This window comes from Bacteroides sp. 43_46 (genome assembly GCF_001915455.1).
Lineage (GTDB): Bacteria > Bacteroidota > Bacteroidia > Bacteroidales > Bacteroidaceae > Bacteroides > Bacteroides caccae.
This window is the reverse complement of the sequence record NZ_MNQN01000100.1, coordinates 58,147-76,101: the sequence shown is the minus strand read 5'-3', so window position 1 is coordinate 76,101 and position 17,955 is coordinate 58,147. Positions and strand designations below refer to the sequence as shown.

Sequence of the window (17,955 nt, the reverse complement as noted above, 5' to 3'; positions counted from 1 at the left end):
CATCGCAATTGAGAAAAACATTCTTCCTTAGCTCAGTCGGTTAGAGCATCTGACTGTTAATCAGAGGGTCCTTGGTTCAAGTCCAAGAGGAAGAGCAAAGTTAGAAATCTTAGTTGCAAACATTCTTCCTTAGCTCAGTCGGTTAGAGCATCTGACTGTTAATCAGAGGGTCCTTGGTTCAAGTCCAAGAGGAAGAGCAAAAAAGAAGCCACCTAAATGGGTGGCTTTTTTATTATCACTTCTTGTTTTGTTTCGGCAAAGAAGTATCGAACTGAAGAGCAATAGGCTCGGTGCTACCTGCCAATTTAGCAGGTAATGTCACTGCCACTTTCCCATCTCTTTCTATCCATTTCATACGTTGTCCTGTGGACAACAGTCTGACACTTGTACCACGCTCAGGAACATTCCCCTCCCACTCAATGACAGCAGGCAGCGTTTCTCCTTCAGGCAAAGCGTATAACGCATAAAGGGTTCTGCCATTCTTATCGGCAGTGAACCAAACATTCCCACAATGGTAATTGGGGGTGATCCGGGTATGGTAAATAGCCTTCCCATTTTTCTGCATCCAGCGTCCAATCTCCTGCAAACGTTTTACAGTAGGTTGTTCGATAAGGCCTTCGGCAGTAGGTCCTACTCCAAGAAGTAAATTTCCGCCTTTGGCAACCACTTCCATCAGAATGGAGATAATCCGGTTAGGTGTTTTATAAACCGGATTCTTTACCCAGCCCCAATCCGTAGTCAACGTCACACAACTTTCCCATGGATAGGGAAGCTGATGCTCAGGAATTTTTTGTTCCGGTGTCTGATAGTTCTCATATTTACCATGAATAGTGCGGTCTACCACCAAAAGGCCGGGTTGTTTTGCACGCGCCATAGCAGCAATCTGCGGCATATCGATATCCTGATTGTTACGAGGAGAAACCCACCCGCCATCCAACCATAGGATATCAATCGTTCCATAATTGCTCATCAGTTCACCAATCTGGTTATGTGTATATGTTTTAAAAGCTTCCCATTTCTCAGGATGACGTTCTATCTTGTAATTCACATTCCGATTAGGTGTAGCGAAATAATCCCACCAATAGTCCTGATTATGCCAGTCCGGTTTTGAAAAATAAGCGCCTGTCATAAACCCTTCCTTTCTGAAGGCTTCGAATACATACTTGGCAACATCCGCTTTCGGATGCTCCTTAAAAGCACACCGGGATATGGAAAAATCCGTGTATTGACTATCGAACATACAAAAGCCGTCATGATGTTTAGTCGTAAAAATCATGTATTTCATACCGGCTTGTTTCGTCACTTCCGCCCATTGGGCAGGTTCGAATTCAGTCGGATTGAACTGCTTACTCAATCCGTTCCAATACCAATCCTTAAACTCTTGATAGTTATTGTGACCGTAACGACTGATCCAGTCCACGTCTTCGGAACACAGAGCCCACGATTCAACAATACCAGGCACGGCATAAAGTCCCCAGTGAAAAATAACACCGAACTTCAAATCACGCCACTGGTCCAGTTTCTTCAATACGAGAGAGTCTTCCGGCCATTCGTAGGTCGATGATTGTTTATGTACAAATGTGTGTTGAGCTCTCATTCCTGTGGAGAGCAGGCAAAATGCCACAACAAATAAAACTACAATTTTTCTCATGCGTTTTTCTATCTTTTCTTGAGTATCTATAAGGAATTCCTGTCACAACAACAATTCCACGGGTTATCAAAAGCGCTCCGAAGTTATAGTTTTTCCCGCAAAAAGCATAGAAGAAAAATAAGATTTTCTTATTTCATGCATGAATTAGTATTTTTATGCGAAGAATCAAGCCCTTTAGATAAGCCAATACCCTGTATTTTGTTTCATTAACTGAACAAAATTGGATACCACATGAAAATAGAGTAAGTTTGTTGAAACCTAACTAAACGACAAGTGAAGCTTACTGATAGCCCCTTATTATCTCAGCCGTGCATGAATAGTCTGCTTTTCTTCTGAAATACTTGACAAACGACTTTTTATTTTGTATCTTTGAAGAAATAAAAGTGATAAACAGCATGATAAATATAAGAAAAATAGATACATAAACAACATTCCGACTGATATATTTTAGTATCAGGATAGATATGATATAGGGCAATAGTCTAACGATTATTGTCCTATTTTGTTTATATTTTTACTTAAAATATTTAATCCATTTTCGAAAAACGGGAAAAATAGTTTTTAATAAATTCGGATACCGTTTATAATAAACTATCCAAAAGTTTATTATAAACAGAAATCAAGTTTATTAATAGCGGAATAGCTGGTTGTAAAAATAGAGAAAACTGCATTATAGAATAGAAGAGCATCGAAAAGCGTATCCGTTTACGAAGTAATATAAGATAACATTTTTCATTTCTTCCAAATATGCAGATACAATCTTCAGGATTAACACCCTCAAACTCCACCAAAGGAATATCCCCCTATTTTTTCGATTATCCGGTACTACTAAAGAGAATACATTTAATCTGCTACCGCTAATGTCAGCACACTTATCCGTATACCCTCTACTTCCATGATCCGGGAAGCACATGCTACGGTAGTTGCTCCCGTTGTCAACACATCATCCACTATTAGCACGTGTTTTCCAATCAAGGATTCAGCATGATGCAATTCGAAGATTCCCTCCACATTCTCCCAACGTTCAAAAATAGATTTACGCGTTTGCGTTTCCGTATATTTCCGACGTACAACAGCTTCCGTATCGACGGGGATTCCAGTCACGGCAGCAATTCCCCGCGCTATCCATTCACTCTGATTATAGCCACGGATGCGTTGTTTCGTCTCATGCAGCGGAATCGGAATTATCACATCGATTCCCTGAAAGAAACCGGACTCTATCAATTCCGCAGCCATGTATCGCCCCATGATGGCTCCTATCTCTTTCTGCCCTCCATATTTAAGCAAATGTAGTATCCGTCGAAAATCACTCCCTTTCCGATAGTAGAAAAAAGACGTAGCCCGTTCCAAAGGAAACTTTCCCCAGAATAGTAACTCAACCGGATTATCTCTTCGAAGATGATAATCGGTACGTGGTAAATCCATATTGCACACAGCACAAATACATTCTTCCCCTTTTGCCAATGGCCTGCCGCAGACAACGCAACAACGAGGGAATAAGAGGGAAAGAAATGCCCCAAACCATTCTTTAACAAGAAATGTGTGTTTCATAATCATAGAGAATTGAAGGCTACAATATCGTCACATATCCAATGGAGGGACTTCTGCAATAAGCTGTTGATATACAGAATGCAAATATCCGTTAGTCGCTATAATATGATGGCCGTCCATGAAGTGTCCGTTACCGCAAAAATCGGTAACCCGCCCACCGGCTTCCTGCACAATCAAAGCCGCTGCCGAATAATCCCATTTTCCGAGAAAAGCTTCCGCCCACGCATCAAAACGCCCCATAGCAACATAACAAATCGCGGCAGCGGCAGAGCCATTCATACGAATGCCGCCCACTACTCCGTAAAGTTTATCTATCAAGTGGAGAGCTGTCTGTTTGTATTGTTGGGCATTATATGGCAACTCAGCAAAGACAAATGCATCTTTTATATCCCGAACACCTGAAACGTGTATTTCTTCCCCGTTCATAAAGGCCCTTCCCCCTCTCCATGCACAGAAACATTCGTCCCGGCAAACTTCATAGACAACACCCAAGAGCAGTTCGGTGCGACTACGCAAAGCAATACATACACAGTAAGGAGCCTCATCGTGAATATAATTCGTTGTTCCGTCCAGCGGATCAATAACCCAGCAATAAGGTTCATCCTGATAAGTGGCAGAGCCTTCCTCCGTTATAAAGCCAGCTTCGGGTAACAAAGCGGAAAGAGCCTTAACTATCCGTACCTCCGATTCTTTATCTACATAAGACACATAATCGTGTGCATGTTTCTCCACCACACTCTCACGACGGAAATTCTTCCGCTCTTCTTTCAAAAAATGCCCGGCTTCGGTTGCGATACGGCATACATCGCCTGTGAGCTGTTTTAAATCCAACATTTCTTCTTTAATATTAAATAAATGTGCTTCGAAGGTATAGTTTTTCCCGTAAAAACATGGAAAGAAAATAATATTTTCTCATTAAATGTACAAAATAACACCTTTACCTAAAAATATTAATAACTTTGAATGCATAATTTTATTCGAAGAACCGAAGTTTATCATTCGAAGAACTAAAGTTCTTTGAATGATAGAGTATAGTTAATGTTGCAAAGAACTCATTAATATTTAGAGACACATCCGGTCTGAGCTCGTTTAAACCGGATGTGTTAATTTCTTGAATAACTTGCTTTTTTCACAGAAATTCCCGAATATTGCAATCTAATACTAATTGAAAGGACTTTCATGAAAAGAGTCGATTCCGTTATCTCCCTAATATACTCTTTATCAAAATCAGAAAAGAAACACTTCTCCTTGCAGGTCGTTAAAGACAAGGAGGAGAAGGACTATCTTGTGATTTACGACATTATCACGAAGAGTAAACAACCCAACGGAAATACAGTGAAAGAAGAATTTTATAAGCGCAGGCCGAGAGGCTCCTTCGAAGTATCCATTCAATATTTATATGAGAAACTGGTAGACACGCTGCTCACATTAAGGAAGAAGAAAGACATCTATTATGATCTGCTGAATGATCTATGCAAAGCCCGTATGTTGTATGAGCGCTCTCTGTTCGAAGAATGTTTCGAGATTCTATCCAACACAATTGAGCAAGCTCAATTCTACGAAAACAATGAGATACTGACAATTGCCCAAAAACAGGAACTGGAATATCTGCTACGGCTGAATTTCCCCAACATGACAGAACAAGAACTTTTTCATAAACATTTTATCCAAAATGAATCTTTAAAGAAAATCCGAAAAATAACGGAGCAATCTTCTCTGCACAATTTACTAAAATACCGCCTCTCTCATATCGGCTCCATACGAACTGCGAAGCAAAAACAAGATATGAACGACCTTATGGTCAACGAGCTATATATAGCCGCTTCTTCAGACGCGGAAGGAAACTTTGAATTGACACGAAACCATAAACTCTTTCAAGCAAACTATCTAATGGGGGCGGGAGATTACCGAGCTGCCCTAAATTCATACAAAGAGCTTAACTCATTATTTGAACAGAATCAGCAATTCTGGTCGAATCCCCCCATTTACTATTTATCTGTACTTGAAGGAGTACTCGGTAGTCTGCGGTCGGTTGGAAATTATAATGAGATACCCTATTTCCTGGAGAAATTAAGAAAGTTAATCGCAGAGGATTCTTCATTGGAATTTAAGGTAAATGCAACTTGCCTGCTTTTCCAATATGAGCTATTTCCTTACCTCGACAAAGGGAACTTTGCTGAATGTACAGAACTCATGAACCGTTATCAGGAAACACTTTATGATAAAGAAGCATGGTTAAGTCCGATTCGTAAAAGCGAGCTATTACTTTACACGACCCTCATACACATCGGGAACCAAAATTACAAGGCCGCAAAAAAATATATCAGTAATGCCATTATAGATCATAATATCAAATACCTGCCATTAATGAGAACCATTCGTCTGGTTCGTCTTATAGCTTACTATGAGACACAAGAATTTGAATTGATACGACACGAATCCCGTTCTATTACCCGCAGCCTGTCTTCTCCCAAAGAGCAGACTTTCAAAACAGAGCATACGGTTTTATGGTTCTTAAATAAAAGTAATCTGCCTATTCTAAGAAAAGACCGGGAAGATTTCTGGGAAAAGTTATATCCCGAAATTCATGAATTATACAATGATAAATACGAAAATCAGCTATTACGCATTTTCGATTTTACCGCATGGATAGAATCAAAAATACGAAAAGAAAAACTGTCTGATGTTCTTAAACGGCACACAAATGCTAAAGAAATCTAAAAAGAAAAAGCAGATCATCTAAACTCACAACACTAAAACGCTCTCCTTATTTTCACTTTATCCGTTTGTAATTATATAATTCCGCACAACAATACAATCCATAAATTATTTTTAAACAGGATATTTCATCCCAAATATATAATTTGAAATTATATAAATGGAATATTAATGTAAAAAACGACGCGTTATTATTCCTTTTATTTGCATCATCTTAATTATTAATATTATGGAAACTATATCTAGCAATCGACCCAAAATCGTAGTTATCGGAAGCTGTAATACCGATATGGTTGTGAAAGCCAACAGACTACCTGTCCCCGGAGAAACCATTCTAGGTGGAACTTTCTATATGAACCCCGGAGGAAAAGGAGCCAATCAGGCAATCGCAGCGGCCCGGTTGGGAGCGGAAGTCACCTTTATCTCCAAAATTGGTTACGATCTATTCGGGCTGCAAGCTTTAGAAATATACAGATCTGAGAAAATCAATACTGAATTTATATTCACCGATCAGAAAAGCCCGTCAGGAGTAGCTCTTATTTCTGTCGATTCGTTTGGTGAAAACAGTATTATTGTAGCACCGGGTGCCAGCCGTTCGCTTTCAACAGAAGATATCAATAAAGCGGAAGAAAAAATCAAGGAAGCCGATATTATACTCATGCAGCTTGAAGTTCCGATAGATACAGTAGAGTACGCGGCTACTATTGCCAACCGATACGGTAAGAAAGTAATACTCAATCCAGCGCCTGCCTCTACGTTGAGCAACTCCTTTTTAAATAATGTACATACTATATTGCCTAATCGTATAGAAGCAGAAATGCTATCAGGAATAAAAGTAATGGATGTTGAGAGTGCGCACCGGGCAGCTAAAGCTATCGGAGAGAAAGGTATAGAAAATGTTGTCATTACTTTGGGAAAAGACGGAGCCTACGTGAAAGAAAAGGACGAATATACCATGATTCCTGCAAAAGAAGTAGAGACGATCGACACAACCGGAGCAGGAGATGTCTTCTGCGGAGCATTCAGTGTGTATCTATCCCAAGGACATTCGTTGGCCGAATCCGTAAAATTCGCAAATGCAGCGGCCGCCATTGCCGTCACACGCATCGGTGCCCAGAGTGCTATTCCATACAAAAGGGAAGTCAACTTATAGAATAAAGAAAAAGCCTAGGTCTATCACATAAATCTGATTCAAATGAAAGTAGTAGTTATTGGAAGTTCAAACATCGACATGGTTGCACAAGTCAGCCATCTCCCGGCACCCGGCGAAACAGTCGGAGATGCAAATTTCATGCAGTCCCTCGGAGGCAAAGGAGCCAACCAGGCTGTGGCGGCAGCCAGGCTTGGCGGCTTTGTGACGTTTGTCACCTCTTTGGGGAATGATATGTATGCGGATATTTTAAAAAATCACTTTAAGAAAGAAGGTATCACCACCGATTACATTATTGATGATGTCAATCATCCCACAGGAACCGCACTTATTTTTGTGGCTGACAGTGGTGAGAACTGCATTGCAGTAGCTCCCGGAGCTAACTATTCTTTATTACCCGGTTCAATCACCCATTTCTCAAAAGTAATTGACGAAGCCGACATCATCGTCATGCAGGCTGAGATTCCTTACGAAACAATAAAAAAAATAGCTCTATCAGCAAAGAAAAAAGGTAAAAAGGTATTGTTCAATCCCGCACCCGCCTGTCTGATCGATGAGGAGCTGATGAAAGCCATTGATATACTAGTCGTCAATGAGCTGGAAGCTTCATTCATCTCAGGGATAGATTATACAGATAATAATCTTGAGGAAATAGCCGAAACATTGCTGAAAGCGGGTACAAGCAATGTGGTAATCACACTGGGAAGCCAAGGTGCATACATGAAAAATGCTAAAGAAACCATCCAACTTCCCGGTTGTAAAGTAAATGCGATCGACACAATCGCCGCAGGTGACACTTTTTGCGGCGCATTGGCGGTCGTTTGTGCAAAAAAAGAAATAGACCGGGAAGCACTCAACTTTGCCAACACTGCGGCAGCCATTGCAGTCACACGCTCGGGTGCACAACCGTCTATTCCCACTCTCGATGAAGTGAAGCACTTCATGCTTGAAAAAGAATTAGCCTTATCGTTCAACTTTTAAATTTAATGAACCATGAAAACCTATTTGAAACGACTACTCATCCCTATTTTATCGGGCTTGATAGTATGCAGCTTTTATAGTTGTAATAGCGAGGACGAACACACCGCTACTCCCATAGCCCCCATTCTAAAGGAAATAAAATTTCCTTCGGAAAATGACATCATCCCCGGTCAGGTTGCGCAAATCAACGGACTCGGTTTTGCAAAAGAAGATATAGTCTATTTAAGTAACGCTGACAACCAGAAAGAAAAGGTAGAAGTCACGGAGATTACAGACAGTTACCTGAAGTTTATCGTCCCGGTAGAAGCAGGCGGCGAGTATACCGTAACAATTGAAAGAGCAGGGAAACAGACCGTTTTAAACGGAACTTTCAAAGTGCCTTTCGTTGTTCCGATCATTGATATCGTTCTCCCTTCAGGTAATGTACAGCCCAAGAGCAAAGTCGAGATTCAGGGAAAAGGATTTGAAGCAGGGGACGTCGCCGTATTATATGCTTCTTTCTACCCGACAGGCGTCGAATACAATCTGCCATTAACTCTTAATGAAGAAGGAGTAGAATTTACACTTCCGGAAGGATTATACGGGGTAAACTCTATTATGATTATCAGGGGAGAACGGAAAAGTAATCTTGGAACAATCACTATCGAAACGAATGTTGGCGACAAACTCGGAGGAGGTGTTGTATTCTGGGTGGACGCTGCAAAGGCACACGGATATATCGTAAACATGAGTAACATCGGTACGGGAACAGAACAATTCGGTCCGGAGGTAAATCCGTCGGACGCGGCCGGAACGAGTCAAAACATGGGAAGCGGCTATACAAACACTCAAAATATAGTCAAAAAGTTTAATGCATTGCAAAGTGCGAACAACTGGCCCGAGTGGCAAGGAGTCAAAATTGCCGCCCAACTTTGTCTGGACAACAGTGTCACTGAAGGAAATGCCGTATATGCCGACTGGTTCCTCCCTTCCAGAGAAGAACTGATCGAAGTATTCAAAGTTAAAAGTTTATTAGCTGAGAAAGGAGTCAATATTCCGGCAAACAATTACTGGACTTCAAGTGAAGGCGACGGGGAAGCCGGCTGGTCTGCCTATTATGTGAACTTCTACGAAGAGACTAATATCGTTTCTGAAATCTGCTCAAAAAGCGGTTGGAAAATTGGTGTTCTTCCTATCCGGGCCTATTAACTAACAATCCTATAAAATAAGCGTCATGAAAAAACACATTATATTATTTATAGCCATCTTTTTTGCCAGTGTATTACATGCACAGACAATCAACATTAGAGGAACCGTTACCGACACGAGTAATGAAACATTGCCAGGTGTATCTATAACCATAAAAGGTACTCAAACAGGAACAGTAAGTGATGCAAACGGCAACTACAGCATCAGGGCCCAAAGAGGAAATGTTCTGGAGTTTACTTTCGTGGGTATGGTAAAACAATCTGTTACCGTAGGAAAGCAAAATGTCATTAATATACAAATGGCAGCAGACGCCATTAATCTGGACGAAGTAGTGGCAATCGGGTATGGTATTGCCAAAAAGAGCGATTTAACGGGTGCCGTTGCCTCTATCAAATCAGAAAATCTTACTAACTCCAAAGTAGGAACAGTGACAACTGCCCTGCAAGGACTTGCCGCCGGCGTGCAAGTCACTACCGGCTCCGTAAAACCGGGTGGAGATGCTTCTGTCGTTATTCGTGGAGTAGGTTCGCTCCGAGCCGGCAGCGAGCCGTTATACATCGTCGACGGTATTCCCGTACAAGGAGGTTTGCAGGATTTATCTTCCGGTGATATTGAATCTATCGAAATATTAAAAGACGCTTCTTCCGCATCTATCTATGGCTCGAGAGGTTCTAATGGCGTAGTACTCGTGACTACCAAGAAGGGTACAAGCGGAAAAGCCAAAATCTCCCTGAATGCCTCTTTCGGTACGCAACGAATGTTGAACAAGCAAGATTTGATGAACGCACAGCAATACTATGAATTAGTATCCATTGCCCAGCCTAACTACAAATGGACATCAGAAGAACTACGCTTGCTAAGCCGTGGTGAATCGACCGACTGGCAGGACGCAGTGACCCAAAACGGGCAATACCAAAACTATAACTTCTCGATTTCCGGAGGGAAGAACGATATACAACACTTTTTAGGAGTAGACTGGTATGATCAGAAAGGTACGATCAAAAACTCGTCTTTCAATAAGCTGACCGTCCGATATAATATGGATGCCAAACTAAACAAGTGGCTGAGATACGGTGTACGTTTCAATGTCATTGAGTCAAAGCTCATGAATATCAATGAAGAAGCCGACTCGGGATACGGAACTATGTTCAGTGCCATTAGTTCACAACCGACAGCTCCTATCTATACCGAAGACGGAGAATACTTCGATGGTTTCCTCAACACGAGAGCAAATCCGGTGGCTATTGTTGACCTGCTTGACAAAGCTACACTCAAGTCCAGATTCGTAGGTTCCGCCTACATCGAGATAGAACCGATAAAGAACTTGAAATTACGTTCCGATAACGGCGGAGAACTTGTCTTTTATAAAGTAAATACTTACGAAGACGGCCGTATGGGACAGCATTATACGGCTGGTGGCCATGCTAATGTGATGTCGAACAAGAAAAGATATTGGCAAACAGAGAACACTGCCACTTATTCATTTGACATCAATAAAGAACATCAACTTTCTGCAATGGCAGGTTTCTCCGCTTCCAGAACAGATTATGAAGAAGTAACCGCCGACTCCAAAAAGTTATCATCTATTCTCAAGTATTACAATTTGCAAGGAGCGGAAGAACATGGACCGAACTCTTCGTATGCAGTCCCATCTTCTCTGGTGTCTTTCTACGGACGATTCAATTATAATTTCAGCAACCGCTATTTGGCAACATTGACGATGCGCGGCGACGGTTCTTCCCGTTTTGCTCCGGGACACCGATGGGGATTCTTTCCGTCACTGGCTCTTGCATGGCGTGCTTCTGAAGAAAGTTTCATCAAAGAAAACGCTCCGGTCATCAGCAACCTGAAGTTAAGAATCAGCGCCGGCAAACTGGGTAACCAGAATATCGGAGATTTTGCTTATGCCCCGACAATCGCCCTCGGAGGAGCTTCCGCTAATTACATTTTAGGTAATAACCTGGTAACCGGCTCCGTACAAACCTCTATTTCGAACCCGGAACTGACTTGGGAAAAAGCCAACCAACTAGACTTGGGTATTGACTTCGGGTTATTCAACAATCGGATAGCCGGTACGATCGAGGCCTACTATAAGCGTACGACTGACCTGCTATGGGAAGTACCCCTTCCGTTGGAATCCGGCTTCGGAACTTCACTTACCAATATCGGCAAAATTGATAACAAAGGTATTGAATTTACGCTGAACACGGTCAACATCAGTACCAAAGACTTCTTATGGACAACTGCCTTCATGATTTCTTATAATAACAATAAGATCAAAGAACTTTATGACGGCAAACAAGATGTCAATAAAACATTGTTTGTGGGACGTCCTATCGGACAGTTCTACTTATTGAAATCCGAAGGTATCTGGCAAACCAATGAAGCTGCCGAAGCTGCCAAGTACAATGCCCAACCCGGTGACCGCAAGATTCTGGATGCCAAGAAAGACTATGTCATCAACGGAGAAGACCGTGATTTCTGCGGAGTTTCCACTCCCAAATATTATGGTAGCTTTACGAATACATTCTCATATAAAGGTATTGACCTTACCGCGTTCTTTACTTTTGCAGGAGGACATAAAATCAACAATTCACTGAACCGTTACCTCAATTCTTTCAATGTATGGGGAAACATGAGTGAAAACTATTACAAATATTATTGGAGACAAGACAGACCGAACAACAAATATCCGGCTCCGAGAGTTGGTAGTGCTTATGCCAACGGAGATGGTACCGACGCCAATCTCCAAAAAGGTGACTATCTCCGCCTCCGTAATCTGGAAATTGGTTATAGCTTGCCGAAAAACGTCATCAGAAATATCAAAGCCTCAAATATCAGAGTTTATTTCTCTGTACAAAACCTATTCACAGCTACGGAATTTACGGGATTTGATGTAGAGTCCAGCGACAATACCAATCCTTATCCGAACGCCCGTAGCTTTATCGGTGGTATTTCTCTTAACTTCTAAAAACAGAAACATTATGAAAAAATATTTATCAATATTAGCTTTCAGTTGCCTGACATTATGTAGTTGCGACAACTTTCTTGACTTGACACCCCAAAGTGTACTAACACCGGAAAATGCTTATGAAAAACCGGAAGACTGGCAGCAAACTCTTTATGCCGCTTATGGCACGCTCCAGGAAGTCTTTGTCGGGAAATATACCATTACCCTTACTGAATTCGGAACAGATGAAGTAATTCCGTTTGATATGGGTTGGGCGGCTTATTCCCAATTGCATTACTATACTTTTTCCGCTTCACACGAATTCCTGGACAATCACTATCGGCTCTGTTACGAAGGTATCAAACGTTGCAATGCAGTTATTGATATGCCTTCGGATGCAGTCAGTGCGGATCTTCATAGTTCCATGATTATGCAAGCTCGTTTTTTAAGAGCGATCTACTATTTCGACTTAGTAAGAATGTACGGTGGAGTTCCCTTATGGACAAAATCATCCATTGACAGAAGTGAAATCATGAGACCGCGCGCTACGGTTGACGAAGTTTACACACTGATTACGCAGGATATGGAAGCAGCTCTCGGCCTCCCTACCTCCTGGCCGAATGCCCAAGATAAAGGAAGAGCCACTTCATACGCTGCCCAAGCTTTGCTGGCACGCATTTACCTTCAGTGGGGAAAACCGGAAGAAGCATTAAAATACTGCCGGATGCTCGAAGGCAAATTCAAATTGTACGATAATCTAAAGGATATATTCGATCCTAAAAACAAGAATCAGGAATATGAGAATATATTTGAAATTCAATTCAAGCATTCCGGTTCATGGGGACTGGAGGGAAGTATCCAGCATTCTTATTGGGGACCTCGTAATGTAGGCGGACCGACCAACTTTGGCGGCTGGGGCGGATTTGGTCCGACACAATATTTATACGATTCTTATGATAACAACGATAAACGTAAAAAAGCATTCTTCATCACAGAATATGCAGGCGTCACCCAGACACCTCCTTCTTCCGGCAAATTCTGGGACGCAGAAACAGGTAATGTGATTGAAGATGATAATCTGAATTTTACAATGATTCGTTATGCAGACGTGCTTTTGATGAAAGCGGAAGCGCTGAACAGCATTGATGACACAAGTAATGATAAGTATGATGCCTTAAATGAAGTACGAGGCAGGGCAGGACTGACTTCCATAACAGCAGCCGATAATCTAAATAAAGAACAATTTGCCGAAGTCGTACTGGAAGAAAGATTACATGAATTATGTTGTGAACACCTGCGCCGCTGGGATTTAATCCGCTTCGGCAAACTGGGCGAATATATGAAAGACCATGCCGGAGTCACCATCCAGCCTTATCATGTTCTATACCCAATTCCACAGGCAGCCGTCGATGCCAATGACGCTATCACAGAAAACAACGAAGGATATTAACATAAATCATTTAGCACATGAAAAAATTTATTTTTATCACAGGACTATTGATGAGTATCTTCTTTTATTCATGTAAAGAAGAAGACCATGGCATACTCCCTCCTATCGAAGGGGGAGGAACTATAGAAGTCAAAGACGGAAGAGTTACGGTCAATCCGGCAGAATATCTTTATGCGATACGAAATCCGATGAAAGGTTTACGTGAATTCTTCGGCCCGGGCTATGACAAGGTAAGAGACGAATATCCGTATCCTTACGGCTCCATCATTAAAGAATATATGCAATGGAATATGCTGGAAAACAATGAAAGCGACGGTGTCGACAAGATTATAGCTTACAGTAACCACAGGTGGCAGGGAGTAGAAGATATCAATGTCAAGGTTATCCCACGTATCTATATCGTATGGATGGAACCCTGGCACGGAGGATATGCCAAGAACACTCATACAGACAACCCGGACGACCTGAACGGTTGGCATTGGCCAAGCGACATTCCGGGAGAGACATACGATGAAGACGATCTTAACGCTCCTATTATTGGAGGCTATTGCCACCCTACTTTTCAGGAAAGAGTGAAAAAACTGGTAGAGAAGGCTGGACAAGCATGGGACAACGATCCGCGGGTAGCGTATGTGGAAATGGGGATTATCGGTGAATTCGGGGAACATCATGACCCAGACATCACCACAGTATGGGCTCCTCACGACCAACCCAATCATGTAGAGAACCGTACCTGGTTGCCGGGCATTGAAAAGGTGTTGGGAGATGCATTTACCGCTGCCTTCAAAAACAAGAAAGTAATGGTTCGCTATGCGTACGAGTTTAAAGATTATGAATTCGGAATCTATTGGGATTCATGGGCTATTGATGAAGAAAAGGTGCGTGGCTACGAGGAAATGAAAAAGCTCGGCGACCGCTGGAAAACTCAACCGATAGGTGGAGAAATAACCTGGAACTGGGGAAGCCTCTATAAATTCAAATCTTTTGAAGAAGTGGTGGCAGATGAAAAGACAAGAGACCTGGTCATCCAGCAAATACGTGATTTGCATTGCAACCACTTGGGAGGCATCACCTGGGCTAACTTTAACGACCCGTCTTTTGAGCCAAACGCTGAATTATTGCAAAAGACAATGGGGTACCGTTTTGTTTTATCCAATTTCAGTTACCCAACAAGTATCAAGCCGGATGAGCCGTTCAAAATATCATTTGACGTAACCAACACAGGCTCGTCACCCTTCTATTATGACTGGCCGGTAGAAATATCCCTGCTAAATTCCCAAACCAAGGAAGTTGTATGGAGCAAAACACTGAAGACTCCCAAGATATCCCAATGGATGCCGGGAGATAACTGGAACAACTCAACCAAAGTTTATACCCAACCGGCTACTCCGAACCATGTTGAAGAAGAACTGACTTTAGACAAGAAACTGGATACGGGAGATTACATCATCTCTATTGCTGTGCTAGATCCGGCCGGTATGCTTCCTTCACTGAGATTCGCCGTTCAGAACTACTTTGAAGGAGGACGTCACCCAATGGGACATATCGGCGTCAATACCGAGCCTATCTATTTTGAGATACCGGTCAGCAGTTTTAATGACATGAGGCAGGATAAAACCCTGAAATATAAAATCCAATAACCAATAAGCTTAATGAAATCAAGCATCAGAAACATATTACTCCTAATGGCATTCGGAACGTTATCTGCTTGTAGTGAACAAACCGTCACGGTTTCTTACCAGGAGTATCCGAATGCATTCAGGAATCCGATGAAAGGCTTCAGGGAATTCTTCGCTCCCGGTATCGACCGGGTCAGGGAAGAATATCCCTACCCTTACGGTTCACTGACAAAAGAATATATGCAGTGGAATATGATCGAGGATGACGCCAATGACGGGGTAGACAAGATTATCGCTTACAGCAATCATCGATGGAAAGGCGTGGAAGACATAAATGTCAAGGTAATTCCCCGGGTTTTTCTTGTATGGCTGGAGCCCTGGCATGGCGGAAAACCTAAAGACCCCACTAATCCGGACGACTTGACCGGTTGGCACTGGCCTAAAGGAATAGATCCGGAAAAAGGTCCTTATAAACAGAAACCGAACTCCGTGGGCGCCTATGTAGAAGAAAAAGACAAAAATACCCCTATTAGCGGGGGGTACTTTGATCCTTCTTTTCCTGAGCGCGTAAAAAAACTGGTAGAGAAACTCGGACAGGCATGGGATAACGATCCACGGGTAGCGTATGTAGAAATGGGGATCATCGGCGAATGGGGAGAACACCATGATCCGGATCTCTCAACTTACTGGGCTCCGCACGACGAACCGGAACACGTAGCTAACCGGACATGGATTCCGGGCATGGAAAAGATCCTGGGAGATGCCTTTGCCAAAGCATTCAAAAACAAGAAAGTAATGGTTCGCTACGCCTATGAATTTAAAGATTATGAATTCGGAATTTATTGGGATTCATGGTCACAACCCCAAGAGATTGTAAGAGGTTATGAGGAAATGAAGAAGCTGGGTGATCGTTGGAAAACCCAGCCGATAGGTGGAGAAATTACTTGGAACTGGGGAGATTTAGCCCGGTTCAAATCTTTTGAAGAAGTGGTGGCAGATAAGGATACCCGGGAATATGTCATGGAACAGATCCGGAACCTGCACTGCAATCATCTAGGCGGAATCACCTGGGCAGACTTCAACGAACCGGAGTTCCGGAAAAATGCAGAGATACTGCAAAAAGCCATGGGGTACCGGTTCATTATCAATGAATTCTCTTACCCGAAAGAAATTAAGGTGGGAGCACAATTCCCTATTTCTTTCAAAGTTGTCAACAGCGGATCGTCTCCATTCTATTATAACTGGCCGGTAGAAGTAGCTTTACTAGACCCTGAAAGTCATCAAAAAGTGTGGGGAAAAATATTGGAGGAAGTAAACATCTCCGAATGGATGCCGGGAGATAATTGGTCTGTAGATGAACATAAATACCAAATAGCTCCGCCAACTTATCACATCCGAAAGAATATTTCTATTGACGCCCCCATTGCCAAGGGAAAATATATCCTGGCTTTAACGGTGCTCGATCCGGCCGGTATGCAACCTTCGCTCCGATTTGCCAATGAGAATTATTTCGAAGGCGGTTATCATCCAATGGGCTATATCGGTATTGGTGAATCAGTTGCCGATACCCGTCTGAATCCAGATTTATTTTTCGACATTCAAAGTGACAAGTCTTTAAAATATCAATTCAAACAACCCGATAAATAATCAGTAACATGAAAATATATAAATATATCACATCTGTTGCACTCCTTTCGTTCTGCTTCTTGAGCGCCTGTAACAAGCCTACAGAAACGAAGATTCCTGTTCCCGTGATATTCGACACGGATGTCGGCAATGACATTGACGACGTGCTGGCTATGCAAATGCTATTCAACTATGAGAAAGCCGGAACAATAGATCTGCTAGGTATCACAATCAGCAAGTCCAACCCTTATTCAATTGAATATATTGACGGATATTGCCGCCTCAACGAGAGGGGAGACATTCCATTGGGATATGCATACAACGGAGCTACTACCGAAGACGGAGGTTATCTCCGCCAGACTTTGGATACCATTATTGAAGGCAATAAGATACTGTATCCTCAAAGAAGCATAAAAGACAATCTGCCGGAAGGATATAAGTTATTACGGAAATTACTGGCTTCACAACCAGATAATTCCGTGGTATTTATTGCCGTAGGACCGGAAACGAACCTTTCACGCCTGCTACGCTCAGAAGCCGACGAATACAGTCCTTTGGACGGCAAATCACTCGTTGCCCAAAAAGTGAAGCTGTTGTCCGTAATGGGAGGACTCTATGGGAACGAGTTCGATTTCCCCGAATGGAATCTAGTACAGGATATAAATGCCGCACAAACCGTATTCAGCGAATGGCCCACTCCGGTCATTGCAAGCGGCTGGGAACTAGGCAACAAATTGTTGTATCCGCATCAGAGTATCTTGAATGATTTCCCGAACGCTTACAAACATCCTCTTTGTGTATCTTACCAGATATATGACAAAATGCCATACGACAGGCAAACTTGGGATTTGACTTCTGTCATACAGGCCATAGAGCCGGAGAAGGATTATTTTGAACTGTCAACAAAAGGAACGATTACAATAGACAGTGCAGGACACAGTCTATTTAATGCGTCAGACAAAGGACAACATCAATATCTTATGATTCAAGGAAATGAGAATATTCAGAGAACATTAGGTGCCATTGTCCGCCAGGTGACAGGGAAAGAAGAAAAGAATATAAACCAATAAA

The 17,955-nt window shown here is 42.3% G+C and carries 12 protein-coding genes and 2 tRNA genes; 11 read left to right on the top strand and 3 right to left on the bottom strand.

Annotation, left to right across the window (positions count from 1 at the left end):
• Positions 1-21 precede the first annotated feature (21 nt).
• Positions 22-95 (top strand) — tRNA-Asn (locus BHV72_RS08830).
• A 28-nt stretch (positions 96-123) separates the two neighbouring features.
• A tRNA-Asn gene (locus BHV72_RS08825) sits at positions 124-197 on the top strand.
• Between the two features lie 38 nt (positions 198-235).
• Here BHV72_RS08825 and BHV72_RS08820 read toward each other — a convergent pair.
• The 3 genes from BHV72_RS08820 to BHV72_RS08810 form a co-directional block, all read right to left on the bottom strand.
• Positions 236-1,651, bottom strand: coding sequence for an alpha-L-fucosidase (locus BHV72_RS08820; protein ID WP_122264183.1), 1,416 nt, complete (start codon positions 1,649-1,651; stop codon positions 236-238).
• Positions 1,652-2,494: 843 nt separating this feature from the next.
• Positions 2,495-3,202, bottom strand: coding sequence for a ComF family protein (locus BHV72_RS08815; RefSeq protein ID WP_032838197.1), 708 nt, complete (start codon positions 3,200-3,202; stop codon positions 2,495-2,497).
• A 30-nt stretch (positions 3,203-3,232) separates the two neighbouring features.
• The gene (locus BHV72_RS08810; protein WP_005681778.1) at positions 3,233-4,036 is read right to left on the bottom strand and encodes an inositol monophosphatase family protein; all 804 of its coding nucleotides are present in this window, start codon (positions 4,034-4,036) and stop codon (positions 3,233-3,235) included.
• A gap of 345 nt (positions 4,037-4,381) precedes the next feature.
• On the opposite strand from BHV72_RS08810, the gene BHV72_RS08805 reads away from it, so the two are divergent.
• From BHV72_RS08805 to BHV72_RS08765, 9 genes are all read left to right on the top strand, one after another.
• Positions 4,382-5,923: a BT2802 family ribose utilization protein gene (locus tag BHV72_RS08805; protein WP_286855600.1), complete on the top strand. Its 1,542-nt coding sequence runs from the start codon at positions 4,382-4,384 to the stop codon at positions 5,921-5,923.
• A gap of 226 nt (positions 5,924-6,149) precedes the next feature.
• Complete coding sequence (gene rbsK, locus BHV72_RS08800) at positions 6,150-7,073, top strand: ribokinase (protein ID WP_005675285.1); 924 nt, start codon at positions 6,150-6,152, stop codon at positions 7,071-7,073.
• Between the two features lie 42 nt (positions 7,074-7,115).
• Entirely contained in the window at positions 7,116-8,051 is a 936-nt protein-coding gene (gene rbsK, locus BHV72_RS08795; RefSeq protein WP_005675284.1) for a ribokinase, read from the top strand.
• 12 nt (positions 8,052-8,063) lie between these two features.
• On the top strand, positions 8,064-9,239 hold the full coding sequence (locus BHV72_RS08790) for an Lcl C-terminal domain-containing protein (protein WP_286855599.1): 1,176 nt from the start codon (positions 8,064-8,066) through the stop codon (positions 9,237-9,239).
• Positions 9,240-9,264: 25 nt separating this feature from the next.
• Entirely contained in the window at positions 9,265-12,210 is a 2,946-nt protein-coding gene (locus BHV72_RS08785) for a SusC/RagA family TonB-linked outer membrane protein (protein WP_005675279.1), read from the top strand.
• A gap of 13 nt (positions 12,211-12,223) precedes the next feature.
• On the top strand, positions 12,224-13,639 hold the full coding sequence (locus BHV72_RS08780; RefSeq protein WP_122134598.1) for a RagB/SusD family nutrient uptake outer membrane protein: 1,416 nt from the start codon (positions 12,224-12,226) through the stop codon (positions 13,637-13,639).
• 17 nt (positions 13,640-13,656) lie between these two features.
• Positions 13,657-15,279 carry a DUF4832 domain-containing protein gene (locus BHV72_RS08775; protein WP_005681782.1) on the top strand — a complete coding sequence of 541 codons (1,623 nt, stop codon included), beginning with the start codon at positions 13,657-13,659 and terminating at the stop codon, positions 15,277-15,279.
• Between the two features lie 12 nt (positions 15,280-15,291).
• Positions 15,292-16,905 (top strand): DUF4832 domain-containing protein, encoded by a 1,614-nt coding sequence (locus BHV72_RS08770; protein WP_005681784.1) that lies wholly within the window; start codon positions 15,292-15,294, stop codon positions 16,903-16,905.
• An 8-nt stretch (positions 16,906-16,913) separates the two neighbouring features.
• On the top strand, positions 16,914-17,954 hold the full coding sequence (locus BHV72_RS08765; protein ID WP_286855598.1) for a nucleoside hydrolase: 1,041 nt from the start codon (positions 16,914-16,916) through the stop codon (positions 17,952-17,954).
• The last annotated feature ends 1 nt before the right edge of the window (position 17,955 follow it).